Annotated in this window: 12 protein-coding genes, 1 tRNA gene and 2 pseudogenes; 13 read left to right on the forward strand and 2 right to left on the reverse strand. The window is 57.8% G+C overall.

The window, feature by feature from the left end:
* The first annotated feature begins 43 nt into the window (after positions 1–43).
* On the forward strand, positions 44–2,374 hold the full coding sequence (locus L2I46_RS09800) for a molybdopterin guanine dinucleotide-containing S/N-oxide reductase (protein WP_072421047.1): 2,331 nt from the start codon (positions 44–46) through the stop codon (positions 2,372–2,374).
* Here L2I46_RS09800 and L2I46_RS09805 read toward each other — a convergent pair.
* Both L2I46_RS09805 and tag read right to left on the reverse strand, forming a co-directional pair.
* The gene (locus L2I46_RS09805) at positions 2,343–2,783 is read right to left on the reverse strand and encodes an N-acetyltransferase (RefSeq protein ID WP_032454332.1); all 441 of its coding nucleotides are present in this window, start codon (positions 2,781–2,783) and stop codon (positions 2,343–2,345) included. The two genes, L2I46_RS09800 and L2I46_RS09805, sit on opposite strands and share 32 nt — an antisense overlap.
* The gene (tag, locus tag L2I46_RS09810) at positions 2,761–3,342 is read right to left on the reverse strand and encodes a DNA-3-methyladenine glycosylase I (RefSeq protein ID WP_064158048.1); all 582 of its coding nucleotides are present in this window, start codon (positions 3,340–3,342) and stop codon (positions 2,761–2,763) included. Before tag ends, L2I46_RS09805 begins: the two co-directional genes overlap by 23 nt.
* A gap of 142 nt (positions 3,343–3,484) precedes the next feature.
* Between tag and L2I46_RS09815 the strand changes: the two genes are divergently transcribed.
* The 12 genes and pseudogenes from L2I46_RS09815 to L2I46_RS09870 all read left to right on the forward strand — a co-directional run bounded on the left by L2I46_RS09815 (position 3,485) and on the right by L2I46_RS09870 (position 16,036).
* On the forward strand, positions 3,485–4,129 hold the full coding sequence (locus tag L2I46_RS09815) for an autotransporter outer membrane beta-barrel domain-containing protein (RefSeq protein WP_077271771.1): 645 nt from the start codon (positions 3,485–3,487) through the stop codon (positions 4,127–4,129).
* A 241-nt stretch (positions 4,130–4,370) separates the two neighbouring features.
* Complete coding sequence (locus L2I46_RS09820; protein WP_023291312.1) at positions 4,371–5,576, forward strand: L-lactate MFS transporter; 1,206 nt, start codon at positions 4,371–4,373, stop codon at positions 5,574–5,576.
* Positions 5,577–5,818: 242 nt separating this feature from the next.
* Complete coding sequence (gene eptB, locus L2I46_RS09825) at positions 5,819–7,513, forward strand: kdo(2)-lipid A phosphoethanolamine 7''-transferase (RefSeq protein ID WP_023291311.1); 1,695 nt, start codon at positions 5,819–5,821, stop codon at positions 7,511–7,513.
* A gap of 91 nt (positions 7,514–7,604) precedes the next feature.
* Positions 7,605–7,681: transfer RNA gene (locus tag L2I46_RS09830), tRNA-Pro, on the forward strand.
* An 838-nt stretch (positions 7,682–8,519) separates the two neighbouring features.
* Positions 8,520–10,127 carry a dipeptide ABC transporter periplasmic-binding protein DppA gene (gene dppA, locus L2I46_RS09835; RefSeq protein WP_032454329.1) on the forward strand — a complete coding sequence of 536 codons (1,608 nt, stop codon included), beginning with the start codon at positions 8,520–8,522 and terminating at the stop codon, positions 10,125–10,127.
* A gap of 134 nt (positions 10,128–10,261) precedes the next feature.
* Positions 10,262–11,281 (forward strand): dipeptide ABC transporter permease DppB, encoded by a 1,020-nt coding sequence (gene dppB, locus L2I46_RS09840; RefSeq protein ID WP_002921786.1) that lies wholly within the window; start codon positions 10,262–10,264, stop codon positions 11,279–11,281.
* A 9-nt stretch (positions 11,282–11,290) separates the two neighbouring features.
* Entirely contained in the window at positions 11,291–12,193 is a 903-nt protein-coding gene (gene dppC, locus L2I46_RS09845; RefSeq protein ID WP_032454328.1) for a dipeptide ABC transporter permease DppC, read from the forward strand.
* A gap of 10 nt (positions 12,194–12,203) precedes the next feature.
* Positions 12,204–13,187 carry a dipeptide ABC transporter ATP-binding protein gene (dppD, locus tag L2I46_RS09850; protein WP_236947810.1) on the forward strand — a complete coding sequence of 328 codons (984 nt, stop codon included), beginning with the start codon at positions 12,204–12,206 and terminating at the stop codon, positions 13,185–13,187.
* The gene (dppF, locus tag L2I46_RS09855) at positions 13,184–14,197 is read left to right on the forward strand and encodes a dipeptide ABC transporter ATP-binding subunit DppF (protein ID WP_236947811.1); all 1,014 of its coding nucleotides are present in this window, start codon (positions 13,184–13,186) and stop codon (positions 14,195–14,197) included. Before dppD ends, dppF begins: the two co-directional genes overlap by 4 nt.
* Positions 14,198–14,215: 18 nt before the next feature.
* Positions 14,216–14,395: pseudogene (locus L2I46_RS09860) on the forward strand (hypothetical protein).
* Positions 14,396–14,711: 316 nt separating this feature from the next.
* Positions 14,712–15,242, forward strand: coding sequence for a cellulose biosynthesis protein BcsO (locus tag L2I46_RS09865; RefSeq protein ID WP_048298551.1), 531 nt, complete (start codon positions 14,712–14,714; stop codon positions 15,240–15,242).
* Between the two features lies 1 nt (position 15,243).
* Positions 15,244–16,036: pseudogene (locus tag L2I46_RS09870) on the forward strand (cellulose synthase operon protein YhjQ/BcsQ).
* Position 16,037 lies beyond the last annotated feature (1 nt).

The raw sequence follows: 16,037 nt of genomic DNA on the forward strand, positions 1-16,037 counted from the left end.
TCGCGCCGTCACCACACCTGCCTTCGCTGACCAGGAGCCGCCTTTGCCAACCTCATCTGCAACCAAAACCATTTTAACCGCCGCCCACTGGGGACCGATGCTGGTGGAAACGGACGGGGAAAACGTCCTCTCCTCCCGCGGCGCGCTGGCGACGCCGTTTGCCAATTCGCTGCAAACGGCGGTGCGCGACCAGGTGCACAGCAAAACCCGCGTGCGCTACCCGATGGTGCGCAAAGGCTTTCTCGCCTCTCCGGACAAGCCCCAGGGGGTCCGCGGTCAGGATGAATTTGTGCGGGTGAGCTGGGAGCAGGCGCTGGATCTGATCGATGCCCAGCATCGTCGGATCCGCGAAAGCTATGGACCGGCCTCCATTTTTGCCGGCTCCTACGGCTGGCGTTCTAACGGCGTCCTGCATAAGGCGGCCACCCTGCTGCAGCGTTATATGAGCCTGGCGGGCGGCTACACCGGCCATCTCGGGGATTACTCCACCGGCGCGGCGCAGGCGATCATGCCTTACGTCGTGGGGGGCAATGAGGTGTATCAGCAGCAGACCAGCTGGCCGCTGGTGCTGGAGCACAGCGAGGTAGTGGTGCTGTGGAGCGCCAACCCGCTGAACACGCTGAAAATTGCCTGGAACGCCTCCGACGAGCAGGGTATCCCGTGGTTCGACCGGCTGCGCCAGAGCGGCAAGCGCTTGATCTGCATCGATCCGATGCGATCGGAAACGGTCGATTTCTTTGGCGATTCGATGGAGTGGATCGCGCCGCATATGGGCACCGACGTCGCGTTGATGCTGGGTATCGCCCATACGCTGGTGGAGAATGGCTGGCAGGACGACGAGTTTCTTGCCCGCTGCGCCAGCGGCTACGAGATTTTTGCCCGCTATCTGACCGGCGAAAGCGACGGCGTGGCGAAAACCGCCGACTGGGCGGCGGCTATTTGCGGCGTCTCAGCTGATAAGATCCGCGAACTGGCGAAACTTTTCCACGAAAACACCACCATGCTGATGTCTGGCTGGGGCATGCAGCGCCAGCAGTATGGCGAGCAGAAACACTGGATGTTGGTCACCCTGGCCACGATGCTGGGGCAGATTGGCACCCCGGGGGGCGGGTTTGGGCTTTCCTACCATTTCGCCAACGGCGGCAACCCGACCCGCCGCGCGGCGGTGCTGGGCTCGATGCAGGGGAGCGTGGCCGGAGGCGTGGACGCCGTGGAGAAGATCCCGGTCGCGCGGATTGTCGAGGCGCTGGAGAAACCGGGTGCGGAGTATCAGCACAACGGCATGGCGCGGCGCTTCCCCGATATTCGCTTTATCTGGTGGGCCGGCGGCGCCAACTTTACCCATCACCAGGATACCAATCGCCTGATTCAGGCCTGGCAGAAACCAGAGCTTATCGTCATCTCCGAATGCTTCTGGACCGCCGCCGCGCGTCATGCCGATATCGTTCTGCCGGCGACCACCTCGTTTGAGCGCAACGATCTGACGATGACCGGGGACTACAGCAATCAGCATCTGGTGCCGATGAAACAGGTGGTCGCCCCGCGGGGTGAAGCGCGCGATGATTTCGCGGTCTTTGCCGACCTCAGCGAACGTTGGGAGGCGGGCGGCCGCGAGCGCTTTACCGAAGGGAAGAGCGATCTGCAGTGGCTGGAGACCTTTTATCAGATGGCCGCCCGGCGCGGCGCCCAGCAGCAGGTGACGCTGCCGCCGTTTGCCGAATTCTGGCAGGCTAACCAGCTGATTGAGATGCCGGAGGCGCCGGAGAATGCCCGTTTCATCCGCTTCGCCGCCTTCCGCGACGATCCCCTGGCCAACCCGCTGAAAACGGCGAGCGGTAAAATTGAGATCCACTCGCCGACCATCGCCGCCTTTGGCTACGCCGACTGCCCGCCGCACCCGATGTGGCTCGAGCCCGACGAGTGGCATGGCAACGCCGAGGCGGGGCAGCTGCAGCTGCTGTCGGCCCATCCGGCACACCGTCTGCACAGTCAACTGAACTACTCCGCGCTGCGCGAACGCTATGCCGTCGCCGGACGCGAACCGTTGACTATTCATCCGCAGGATGCCCGGGCGCGGGGGATTGCCGATGGCGATCTGGTGCGGGTGTGGAACGCCCGCGGTCAGGTGCTGGCCGGCGCGGTGGTGACGGAGGGGATCCGCCCGGGGGTGATATGCCTGCATGAAGGGGCGTGGCCCGACCTGGATCCGGTGGCGGGCATCTGCAAAAACGGGGCGGTGAACGTCTTAACCAAAGATATCCCGACATCCCGGCTGGGCAACGGCTGTGCCGGGAACACCGCCCTGGCGTGGCTGGAGAAATATACCGGCCCGGCGCTGCCGCTTACAGCATTTGATCCGCCGGCCAGCGCATAATCCAGGTGGGGTGCTGAGTATCGTCCTGCCATGCGCAATCTTCAATGCGGAAGCCTTGCGCATGGTAGAAACTGACCGCTGATTCGTTTTTCTGATAAACCTCAAGGCTAAGCCAGGCGTAGTGCTGCTTGACTTCATCCAGCAGCGCCCGGCCAATGCCCTGGCGAATGGCGTCCGGCGCGACGAACAGCGCGCCGACGAAGCGGGACTCCAGCACGCTGACAAAGCCTTTTAGCTCTCCGTCGCGCTCCCAGACCCAGGTGCTGGCGGCGGGAAGATAGACGTCCCGTACCACCGCGACGCTGTCGCGCCAGTAGCTTTCGCTGATAAAGGGATGGGCATGGATCGTACTATCCAGCCACAGGGCCAGCAGCGGTGTATTATCTTTAGCGACCCACTTGCGGATCATCCTGACCTCCCGGGTGACAGAAGCAGCCGGTGACATGGTCGTTGACCAGCCCGCAGGCCTGCATAAAAGAGTAACAGATTGTCGAACCGACAAACTTAAAGCCGCGTTTTTTCAACGCTTTAGAAAGCGCATCAGAGGCCGGCGTCGTGGTCGGGATCTCCGCCAGCGTCGCCGCGCGGGTGACCTGCGGCGCATTGTCGACGAAAGACCAGACAAAATCAGTGAACGACTCGCCATTTTCCTCCATCGCCAGATACGCCCGGGCGTTGCCGATAATGGCCTGGATTTTTCCCCGATGGCGGATAATCCCGGTATCCTGTAGCAGCCGCTCGACATCATCGTCCCCCATCGCCGCCACGCGCACCGGATCGAACTGGTGAAAAGCCTGGCGATAGTTCTGCCGTTTTTTTAACACCGTGATCCACGACAACCCGGCCTGCTGGCCTTCAAGGCAGATCATTTCAAACAGCCGCTGGGACGCTTTTTGCGCGACACCCCATTCGGTATCGTGATACTCGATATATAACGGATCCTGACTCACCCATCCGCAACGCTGCATAGCTATTTCTCCCTCTGCGCTAAAAAAGTGGACGCCCCGGCTTGACGACTGAAAGATAAAGATAATAGTTAATACAGGGAAATCGTATCCCCAAAAAAACACAGCAATAATGCCGATTCGGCTCTTTTCTGGAGTCGCATTAATGATAATAAAGAAATGCAATGGCCTCCGGGGGTTCTTGTTCCCGGTGTGCGTATCCGTCTGGGTATCGTGTGTCTCTGGAGCGAATGCCTGGCAACAGGAATATATCGCTATCGATACAAAAAGTAATACGTCGGAACGTTATACATGGGATAGCGATCACCAACCACGCTATGAAGATATCCTCGCCGAGCGGATGAAGTCGTCTGAAACGCCGGGCGGACTGACTTTAAACCAGGGGCTGGCGCCGCCGGACAGCAGCCGGGGGATGAGCGTCGGCTGGAATTATCTGCTGGCAAACGGTATGACCTCCGGGCCGGTGGCCAGCCTGCGCAGCGACTACAGCGCGCCGGCGACGAAAAGCGTTGGCGAGACGGGATATGTCAACACGCTCGGCTGGCGTATGGATTATCAGTCGCTGTGGGGCGTGCACCCCTGGGCTCAGGTGAGCTATAACCAGTCGCTCGCCAGCGATGCCTGGTCGCCGACCACTCGCGCCAGAGAGGGCGGCTGGAGTGATGTCACCCTGGGCGCCGATATGCCGCTGGGATCGCATGTGGCGGCATGGGCCACCCTGTCGCAGGCGGATAATGTCCCGTCGGGGGAAAATACGCTCTATCTGATGGGGGTCAGCGCCAACTTTTGAGCGGGGATTGTTACGCGTTTGAAACGATGCGGTTATTGTTAAATCTCAGTAATGGCGCATTTCTGTGAGATAGCGCACACTAACTTTTTTGCTGATATTCGCGGAATGAATGTCATGCAATGCCATTCATTCCGCCATTAATGCATTTCATTCCCTGCTGATGGCAGTTCATGCCTTTTTCCCCCACTGGATGAGGGGCCTTCGCTATTGTGGCGGCAGTTAATTTATCAGGACAACTGCTATGAACGCTGCAAACCGTCAATCGACCCGCTGGCTTACGCTTATCGGCACCATCATCACCCAATTCGCTCTCGGTTCGGTTTATACCTGGAGCCTGTTTAACAGTTCACTGTCTGACAAACTGGGCGAACCGGTCAGCCAGGTCGCCTTCTCCTTTGGCCTGCTGAGCCTCGGGCTGGCGCTCTCCTCGTCGGTCGCCGGCAAGCTGCAGGAGCGTTTCGGCGTGAAGCGCGTCACCATGGCCTCCGGGATCCTGCTCGGACTGGGCTTCTTTCTGACCGCGCACTCCAACAGCCTGATGATGCTGTGGCTGAGCGCGGGCGTGCTGGTGGGGCTGGCGGACGGCGCCGGTTATCTGCTGACCCTGTCGAACTGCGTGAAGTGGTTCCCGGAACGCAAAGGGCTTATTTCCGCCTTCTCCATCGGTTCCTATGGCCTCGGCAGCCTGGGGTTCAAATTCATTGATACTCATCTGCTGGCCACCGTCGGTCTGGAAAAAACCTTCGTCATCTGGGGCGCTATCGTGCTGGTGATGATCGTCTTTGGCGCGACCCTGATGAAAGATGCGCCAAATCATACGGCGACCACCGCGGCCAACGGCGTCGTGGAAAATGACTTTACTCTCGCCGAATCGATGCGTAAACCGCAGTACTGGATGCTGGCGGTGATGTTCCTGACGGCCTGCATGAGCGGTCTGTATGTGATTGGCGTGGCGAAAGATATCGCGCAGGGGATGGTCCATCTGGATGTCGCCACGGCGGCCAATGCGGTAACGGTTATCTCAATCGCTAACCTTAGCGGTCGCCTGGTGTTAGGTATCCTGTCCGATAAAATCTCCCGCATTCGCGTGATCACCCTCGGTCAGGTGGTGTCGCTGGTGGGGATGGCCGCGCTGCTGTTCGCTCCGCTGAATGCCATGACCTTTTTCGCCGCGATTGCCTGCGTCGCCTTTAACTTCGGCGGAACCATCACCGTCTTCCCGTCGCTGGTCAGTGAATTCTTCGGTCTGAACAACCTGGCGAAAAACTATGGCGTCATTTATCTGGGCTTTGGTATCGGCAGCATCTGTGGTTCCCTCATCGCTTCGCTGTTCGGGGGCTTCTACGTCACCTTCTGCGTGATCTTCGCTCTGCTGATTATTTCGCTGGCGCTTTCCACCACCATTCGTCAGCCGAAAGGCAGTGTCTATAGCGAGGCGCACGCCTGAAACCTGCAGCGTGAAACGTGCCCCTGATTAATACCCTAAGCAAATAGTGCCAATCCAGCCAAATGTTTTGTAAATGTTTGGCTGGATCACATTCCCTCCTGATACTTTTCCCGTTCCCTGTGGTCTACTTATCGCGCTTTGTAGAGGTTTCTGATAACCAACCCTAACGCACCCTATTAGCCTACTGACTCATGCCACAGCGTCAGGCGGTGTTTTATTCTTCTTTTTCCAGGTTTGCTTGCATGAAATATATTAGAACGATGACGCAGCAGAAGCTTAGTTTTTGGCTGGCGCTGTACATCGGCTGGTTTATGAACGTCGCCGTTTTTTTTCGGCGTTTCGATGGTTATGCTCAAGAGTTCACTTTCTGGAAAGGGCTTTCCGGTGTCGTTGAACTGGTGGCCACGGTCTTTGTCACCTTCTTCCTGTTACGTCTTCTGTCGCTGTTCGGCCGCCGTATCTGGCGCATTCTGGCGACGCTGATTGTTCTGTTTTCCGCCGCCGCCAGTTATTACATGACGTTCCTCAACGTGGTGATTGGCTACGGGATTATCGCCTCGGTGATGACCACCGATATCGACCTGTCGAAAGAGGTCATCGGCTGGCATTTGATCCTCTGGCTGGCGGCGGTGAGCGCCCCGCCGCTGCTGTTTATCTGGAGCAACCGTTGCCGTCATACGCTGCTGCGCCAACTGCGTACCCCGGGCCAGCGGGTTAAAAACGTGCTGATCGTGGTGCTGGCCGGCCTCATCGTCTGGGGTCCCATCCGCCTGCTTGAGCTGCGCCAACACGATGTAGAGCGCCATTCAGAAGTGGATATGCCGAGCTACGGCGGGGTGATCGCCAACTCCTACCTGCCATCGAACTGGCTGTCGGCGCTGGGGCTGTACGCCTGGGCGCAGGTGGATGAATCCTCAGACAACAAATCGCTGATTAACCCAGCGAAGAAATTTACCTACGTCGCCCCGGAAGGGCTCGATGACACCTACGTGGTGTTTATCATTGGCGAAACCACCCGCTGGGATCATATGGGCATCCTCGGCTATAGCCGCAACACCACGCCAGAGCTGGCGAAAGAGAAGAATCTGGTCGCCTTCCGCGGCTACTCGTGCGATACCGCCACCAAGCTGTCGTTACGCTGCATGTTTGTGCGTCAGGGCGGGGCAGAGGATAATCCGCAGCGGACCCTCAAAGAGCAGAACGTCTTTGCGGTGCTGCATCAACTGGGCTTCAGCGGCAATCTGTACGCCATGCAGAGTGAGATGTGGTTCTACAGCAATACGATGGCCAACAATATCGCCTATCGCGAGCAGATTGGCGCCGAACCGCGTAACCGCGGCAAGAGCGTTGACGATATGCTGCTGGTGGATGAGATGAAGCGCGGTATGGCGCAGGGCAACGCCTCCGGTAAGCACCTGATCATCCTCCATACTAAAGGCTCGCACTTTAACTATACCCAACGCTATCCGCGCAGCTTCGCCCAGTGGAAGCCGGAGTGTGTCGGCGTCGACAACAAATGTTCTAAAGCGGAGCTGATTAACTCCTACGACAACAGCGTGACCTATGTCGATCACTTTATCGTCAGCGTCCTCGACCAGCTGCGGGATAAGAAAGCGATTGTCTTCTATGCCGCCGACCATGGCGAGTCGATTAACGAGCGCGAACATCTGCACGGTACGCCGCGCAAGATGGCGCCGCCGGAACAGTTCCGTGTGCCGATGATGGTCTGGATGTCGGATAAATATCTGGAGAATCCCGATCATGCCGCTGCGTTCGCCCATCTGCAGCAGCAGGCCGCGATGAAGGTGCCGCGACGCCACGTCGAGCTGTACGACACCATTATGGGCTGCCTCGGCTATACCTCGCCGGATGGCGGGATCAACGAGAACAACAACTGGTGCCGCGTGCCGGCTTCGAAGAAAGCGGCGAAGGAATAGCAATAGTGGCGAGATTCTCGCCGCTTGATTGATTTTTTGCTAATAAGGCATTGACGGGGGTGCATCCCAGCAGTAAGATGCGCCCCGCATTCGGTGATTGGCGCAGCCTGGTAGCGCACTTCGTTCGGGACGAAGGGGTCGGAGGTTCGAATCCTCTATCACCGACCAAATTCGAAAAGCCTGCTCAATGAGCAGGCTTTTTTGCATCTGCGGCCAGTGAGGATGAGAACCTCCGGGGGCAGGAGGTTCGACTTGTGTTCCGTAGGCCCGCGCAAGCGCAGCGCCGCCGGGCATCATCAGTGCGCTACTGGCCAAAAACCCCATCAAAATCACAAAAAACGTCTTTATCCCCATTTCCAGCCAGCTGTTCGCTATTTTGTGACATCTTCCATTGCATTTTTTTATCGATGAACAGATCTTTTTTCGCGAAGCTTATGGCTAAATGCAGCATTTTCCGCTGTGCGTTTTAACGTTCACGCTATTAATCGCTCACATATTGGTCACATAGTAAGAAATTTTTCTCATTTGCTGGCATTGTTTCCAACTGGGTGTCGCACCTTAATAAGGTCTTTATTCTGCATATTCGCCTGTAGCATAAATTTCTCTGCTGAAAATAGCGTCTTGAAGTTTTTTTAATCTTTGCCTGCCGTTTCTCACGCTGGATGTAAAACCCGGCTGGCTGTATTGACGTTTCCCCATTCTGTTGACAGATTGTAGGGCATGAGGGGCATTTCATGGAGAATCCGTACTGCAACTCAGTCGTTTTTGCGAAAGGAATCCCCATCTCTCTCTACGCCTTCGGGCACCACCGACCGGACCGGGTATATTCTAAATAGTTCGCGCTGCGGGAAGGCGGCAAGTTTGCGAATCCCCAGGAACATAGATAACGATGTGACTGGGATAATCGAGCGCAGCCAACGCATCCGTGGTTCGAAATATGACGAATAAAAATAAATAAAGGTCTGGCGGATATATGCAAATAACATCACAGTTTTGGAGCAGAATAATGAGTATTTCCTTGAAGAAATCAGGGATGCTGAAGCTTGGTCTGAGCCTGGTCGCCATGACCGTCGCCGCCAGCGTGCAAGCGAAAACCCTGGTTTATTGTTCAGAAGGCTCGCCGGAAGGCTTTAACCCACAGCTCTTCACCTCTGGCACCACCTATGACGCCAGTTCCGTACCCATCTACAACCGCCTGGTCGAATTCAAAACCGGTACGACGGAAGTTATTCCGGGGCTGGCTGAGAAATGGGAAGTTAGTGCGGACGGTAAAACCTATACTTTCCACCTGCGTCAGGGCGTGAAGTGGCAGGATAATAAAGACTTTAAACCAACCCGTGACCTGAACGCCGATGACGTGGTGTTCTCCTTCGATCGTCAGAAGAATACCAATAACCCGTACCATAAAGTTTCTGGCGGCAGCTATGAATACTTTGAAGGGATGGGGTTACCAGACCTGATTAGCGAAGTGAAGAAAGTGGACGATAAAACCGTCCAGTTCGTCCTGACCCGCCCGGAAGCGCCGTTCCTCGCTGACCTGGCCATGGACTTCGCTTCCATTCTTTCTAAAGAGTATGCCGACAACATGCTGAAAGCCGGCACGCCGGAAAAAGTAGACCTCAATCCTATCGGTACCGGTCCATTCCAGCTGCTGCAGTACCAGAAAGATTCCCGCATTCTGTATAAAGCCTTCCCGGGCTACTGGGGCACCAAGCCGAAGATCGATCGTCTGGTCTTCTCCATCACCCCGGATGCCTCCGTGCGCTACGCCAAGCTGCAGAAAAATGAGTGCCAGGTGATGCCGTATCCTAACCCGGCGGACATCGCGCGCATGAAGGAAGATAAAAACATTACCCTGCTGGAACAGCCGGGTCTGAACGTCGGTTATCTCTCCTTCAACACCGAGAAGAAACCGCTGGACGATGTGAAAGTTCGTCAGGCGCTGACCTACGCGGTTAACAAAGAAGCGATCATCAAAGCGGTTTACCAGGGCGCAGGCCAGGCGGCGAAGAACCTGATCCCGCCGACCATGTGGGGCTATAACGACGACGTCAAAGACTACACCTACGATCCGGAGAAGGCGAAGCAGCTGCTGAAAGAAGCGGGCCTGGAAAAAGGCTTCACTATCGACCTGTGGGCGATGCCGGTACAGCGTCCGTATAACCCGAACGCCCGCCGTATGGCGGAGATGATCCAGGCCGACTGGGCCAAGATTGGCGTCCAGGCCAAGATCGTCACCTACGAGTGGGGCGAGTATCTGAAACGCGCGAAAGCGGGCGAGCACCAGACCGTCATGATGGGCTGGACCGGCGACAACGGGGATCCGGATAACTTCTTCGCGACCCTGTTCAGCTGCGCCGCGGCGAAAGACGGCTCCAACTACTCGCGCTGGTGCTATAAGCCGTTTGAAGATCTGATTCAGCCGGCCCGCGCCACCGACGACCACAACAAGCGTATTGAACTGTACAAACAGGCTCAGGTAGTGATGCATGACCAGGCTCCGGCGCTGATCATCGCTCACTCCACCGTTTACGAGCCAGTGCGTAAAGAAGTCAAAGGCTATGTGGTGGATCCGCTGGGTAAACACCACTTCGATAACGTCTCTGTCGAATAATAAGCACGATGCCTGACCCCCTCTCCCCGCGTGGGAGAGGTGGGGGGCGTATTCCCGCTATTCCGGGGAATGCTTTTGTGAGCAATACAGACGCCCTGTCGCCAGGCGGGGCGTCACTAGAGAGAATCCGGGTTATGTTGCAGTTTATTCTCCGACGTCTGGGACTTGTCATCCCGACATTTATCGGTATCACCCTTCTCACCTTTGCCTTCGTCCATATGATCCCCGGCGATCCGGTGATGATTATGGCGGGCGAACGTGGTATTTCCCCCGAACGTCACGCGCAGCTGCTGGCCGAAATGGGCCTTGATAAGCCGCTGTGGCAGCAATATGCCCACTATATCTGGGGCGTGCTGCACGGTGATTTAGGCATCTCGCTGAAAAGCCGCATTCCCGTGTGGCAGGAGTTTGTCCCGCGCTTTAAAGCCACCCTTGAGCTGGGCGTCTGCGCGATGATCTTCGCCGTCGCCGTCGGCATTCCGGTGGGCGTGCTGGCTGCGGTAAAACGCGGCTCCATCTTTGACCACACCGCGGTGGGCCTGGCGCTGACCGGCTACTCGATGCCTATCTTCTGGTGGGGCATGATGTTGATTATGCTGGTTTCGGTACAGCTGAACCTGACGCCGGTCTCCGGGCGCATCAGCGATACGGTGTTCCTTGACGATACCCTGCCGCTGACCGGCTTTATGCTGATCGACACCGCCATCTGGGGCGAGCAGGGCGACTTTATTGACGCCTTAATGCATATGATCCTGCCCGCCATCGTGCTGGGCACCATTCCGCTGGCGGTGATCGTGCGTATGACCCGGTCGTCGATGCTGGAAGTGCTCGGCGAAGACTACATCCGTACCGCGCGCGCCAAAGGCCTGACCCGGATGCGGGTGATTGTGATCCACGCGCTGCGTAACGCGATGCTGCCGGTGGTCACGGTGATTGGCCTGCAGGTGGGCACGCTGCTGGCGGGCGCCATCCTGACGGAAACCATTTTCTCATGGCCTGGTTTAGGCCGCTGGCTGATCGACGCGCTGCAGCGTCGCGATTATCCGGTGGTGCAGGGCGGGGTGCTGCTGGTGGCGACGATGATTATCCTCGTCAACCTGCTGGTCGACCTGCTGTACGGCGTGGTGAACCCGCGTATCCGGCATAAGAAGTAAGGGGCCATCATGTCACAAGTTACTGAAAATAAAGTTATCGCTGCACCGGTGCCCATGACCCCGCTGCAGGAGTTCTGGCACTATTTCAAGCGCAATAAAGGGGCGGTGGTCGGTCTGGTGTACGTGGCGGTGATGATCATTATCGCCGTGTTCGCCAACTTCCTCGCCCCGTATAACCCGGCGGATCAGTTCCGTGATTCGCTGCTGGCGCCCCCGTTCTGGCAGGAGGGCGGCAGCCTGGCGCATCTGCTCGGCACCGACGACGTGGGCCGCGATATTCTGTCTCGCCTGATGTATGGCGCGCGCCTGTCGCTGTTGGTGGGCTGCCTGGTGGTGGTCCTGTCGCTGATCCTCGGCGTGGTGCTCGGCCTGGTGGCGGGCTATTTCGGCGGGGTGGTGGACTCGATCATCATGCGCGTCGTCGATATTATGCTGGCGCTGCCGAGTCTGCTGCTGGCGCTGGTGCTGGTGGCTATCTTCGGGCCCTCCATCGTCAACGCCTCGCTGGCGCTCACCTTCGTGGCGCTCCCGCACTATGTGCGTCTGACGCGCGCGGCGGTGCTGGTGGAGGTCAACCGCGACTACGTGACCGCCTCCCGGGTGGCGGGCGCCGGGGCGATGCGCCAGATGTTCGTCAATATTCTGCCTAACTGTCTCGCGCCGCTGATCGTTCAGGCGTCGCTGGGCTTCTCTAACGCCATTCTCGACATGGCCGCGCTGGGGTTCCTCGGCATGGGCGCGCAGCCGCCGACGCCGGAGTGGGGCACCATGCTCTCCGACGTATTGCAGTTCGCACAGAGCGCCTGGTGGGTGGTGACCTTCCCGGGCGTGGCGATCCTGCTGACGGTGCTGGCATTTAACCTGATGGGTGACGGTCTGCGTGACGCGCTCGATCCCAAACTGAAGCAGTAAGAGGTTCGAGATGGCGTTATTGAATGTAGATAAATTATCGGTGCATTTCGGCGATGAAAACGCGCCGTTCCGCGCCGTGGACCGCATCAGCTATAGCGTGAAGCAGGGCGAAGTGGTCGGCATCGTCGGGGAGTCTGGATCCGGTAAATCCGTCAGCTCGCTGGCGATTATGGGCCTGATTGATTACCCCGGCCGGGTGATGGCGGACAAACTGGAGTTTAACGGCCGCGATCTGCAGCGCATCTCTGAAAAAGAGCGGCGCCAGCTGGTGGGGGCGGAGGTGGCGATGATCTTCCAGGATCCGATGACCAGCCTCAATCCGTGCTATACCGTCGGCTACCAGATTATGGAAGCGATTAAAGTCCATCAGGGCGGCAATAAGCAAACCCGCCGCCAGCGGGCCATCGACCTGCTGAACCTGGTGGGCATTCCCGATCCGGCGTCGCGGCTGGACGTCTATCCACACCAGCTTTCCGGCGGGATGAGCCAGCGCGTGATGATCGCGATGGCAATTGCCTGTCGGCCAAAACTGCTGATTGCCGATGAACCGACCACCGCGCTGGACGTGACCATTCAGGCGCAGATCATCGAGCTGCTGCTGGATCTGCAGCAGCAGGAGAATATGGCGCTGGTGCTGATCACCCACGACCTGGCGCTGGTGGCCGAGGCCGCGCATAAAATTATCGTTATGTATGCCGGTCAGGTGGTGGAGACTGGCGATGCGAAGGATATTTTCCGCGCGCCGCGCCATCCATACACCCAGGCGCTGCTGCGCGCGCTGCCGGAGTTCGCCCAGGATAAAGCGCGTCTGGCGTCGCTGCCGGGCGTGGTGCCGGGGAAATATGACCGTCCCAACGGCTGCCTGCTGAACCCGCGCTGCCCCTATGCTACGGATAAATGTCGTAGTGAAGAGCCGGCGCTCGCGGATCTCATTGGCGGCCGCCAGTCTAAATGTCACTACCCACTCGATGATGCCGGGAGGCCTGGATTATGAGTACGCAAAAGGCCGCCACGCCACAACCGCTGTTGCAGGCCATTGATCTGAAAAAACACTACCCGGTGAAGAAGGGGTTATTCGCCCCGGAACGGCTGGTGAAGGCGCTGGACGGCGTCTCCTTTACCCTCGAGCGCGGTAAAACGCTGGCGGTGGTGGGGGAGTCGGGCTGCGGTAAATCGACCCTCGGTCGTCTGCTGACGATGATTGAAATTCCCACCGGCGGCGAGCTCTATTATCAGGGGCAGGATCTGCTTAAGCACAACCCGCAGGCGCAGAAGCTGCGGCGGCAAAAAATCCAGATTGTGTTCCAGAACCCCTACGGTTCTCTGAACCCGCGTAAAAAAGTGGGGCAGATTCTGGAAGAGCCGCTGCTGATTAACAGCAGCCTGAGCAAAGAGCAGCGCCGCGAAAAAGCGCTGGCGATGATGGCGAAAGTGGGCCTGAAAACAGAGCATTACGATCGCTATCCGCATATGTTCTCCGGCGGTCAGCGCCAGCGTATCGCCATTGCCCGCGGGCTGATGCTCGATCCGGACGTGGTGATTGCCGATGAGCCGGTCTCCGCGCTGGACGTTTCGGTACGCGCTCAGGTGCTGAACCTGATGATGGATCTGCAGCAGGATTTAGGACTGTCCTACGTGTTTATCTCCCACGACCTGTCGGTCGTCGAGCATATCGCTGATGAAGTGATGGTGATGTATCTCGGCCGCTGCGTGGAGAAGGGCACCAAGGAGCAGATCTTTAACAATCCGCGTCATCCATACACCCAGGCGCTGTTGTCGGCGACGCCGCGTCTGAACCCGGACGACCGTCGCGAGCGGATTAAGCTGACCGGCGAGCTGCCGAGCCCGCTGAATCCGCCGCCGGGCTGCGCTTTCAACGCGCGCTGCCGCCGGCGCTTCGGCCCTTGCACCCAGCTTCAGCCGCAGCTGAAGGATTACGGCGGCCAGCTGGTGGCCTGCTTTGCCGTCGACCAGGATGAGAATCCGCAAAAGCCCCACGCCTGATGGCACGCTCCCGGTCCGATGACCGGGAGCTTCTCTCCCGCCGGAGATGAAATCCGACGATATCGCCTTTTATCGCAGTGAATGCCACGCTCTCGGAGCATTCTTCGTCGATTATCCGAAAAAATAAGACTTTCAGTCCATTTTTATAGAATTAAAGAGAAATTAAAATGGTTCAGGTTTATTCTTTCGCTTATCTGACGCTATGATTCTATCATCGCGAAATACCTTTATATAAAAACGAATGGGAAGCGCGGTGGTTGCGGGGCTTGAGGATGTACGCATACCTAAAAAATGGGGCTATTCTTCTCAAAGGGAAATGTTAGTGTAGCGATACTTCTGCCGTGGAATCACACCGAAAATCAAAATCTAAACTATTATAACCCTGTCAATCGTGTGTATTGGTACGTCTCCACCGGCGCTTTTTCTGCCATACCAGAGACGTCACGATATTTTAAATATACCCAGAAAATAACAACAAACTTAATATGAAATTTTTAAAATCATGAGGTTATCAATGAACCATTATGATGATCTGCAGCGCTTTCAGGAAAAAACGCGGACGCAAAACCTCAAATTTCAGGATCTTTCATCGCAAGCCGCCACGCGGGAGCATGGAGACTGGGCGATCCTCAATCAGCTGAATCCCGGCGCAGAGAAACCCTCTTCCCTGGCGCTGGGAGGCTCGGTCTCCGCGCCGTTGCCGCAGTCGGTGCCTGCGGATCTGTTCCGGCAGGTAGAGGCGGCCGTAGCAGCGGCGCCAGCCTCTGATCCTGTTGCGTCTGCCGCGCCAGCGGCCCCGCAGCCGGTCGTGGAGACCGCCGCAGCCGCGCCGGAGCCGGTCAGGCAGGAGCCTGCGGTGGCCCCTGCGCCTCCCATCCCGGCGCCTGAACCGGCAATGGCTCCGCCGCCGAGAATGGCCCCCCGACCCGCGCCCGCCGCCGAGAACTATGCCCACCTGTTCGCGGCGAAAAGCGCAGAGCCGGTGACGAAAAATAAAGACCAGCCTTTGAAATCACTTCTGGAAAGGATCGCAACATGCCGTTGATTTGCGTCTGTTCACCGAAAGGTGGCGTAGGGAAAACGACCCTGGCGGCCAATTTAGCCTATGCGCTGGCGCGGACCGGCAGCAAAGTTCTGGCGCTGGATTTTGACGTCCAGAACGCCCTGCGTTTGCATTTTGGCGTACCGCTGAACGATGAGCGCGGCTACGTGGCGAAGGCGCTGGAAATGCACGACTGGAGCCAGTGCGTGCTGAGCGCCGGCAGCAATATTTTCGTCCTGCCGTATGGCGAAGTGAGCGAAGCGCAGCGTCAGGCGTTTGATGAGCAACTGACTCACAACGACCATTTTCTCCAGCGCGGTCTCTCCGCGCTGCTGAATTATCCCGGGCTGATCACCATCGCCGATATGCCGCCAGGGCCTTCGCCGGCGCTAAAGGCGCTGACGGGTCTGGCGGACCTGCATCTGATCCCGCTGCTGGCGGATACCGCCTCGATGTCGACCCTGGCGCACGTGGAAAAACAGCGCCTGACCGGCGCGGCGCTGAATCACAAGCATGGGCACTATTTCGTCATTAACCAAAGCGATAGCCGTCGCCAGGTCAGCCGGGACGTCACCAGCCTGATGGAAGAAAAACTGGGCGAACGACTGCTTGGCATTGTCCATCGTGATGAAAGCGTGGTGGAGGCCAATGCGTCGCAGAAGTCGATTCTGGACTTTAACGCCTCCTCGGCAGCGGCCTTCGATATTGAAATTATTGCTAAAAAAATATCTTCGCTGTTGGGTATCCATATTGGCGATGGCACGGTGCACAGCCAGCCACGCATGTCAGGGCTTTAAC

It is taken from the genome of Klebsiella sp. 2019SCSN059, from assembly GCF_021739525.1.
GTDB lineage: Bacteria > Pseudomonadota > Gammaproteobacteria > Enterobacterales > Enterobacteriaceae > Klebsiella > Klebsiella quasipneumoniae.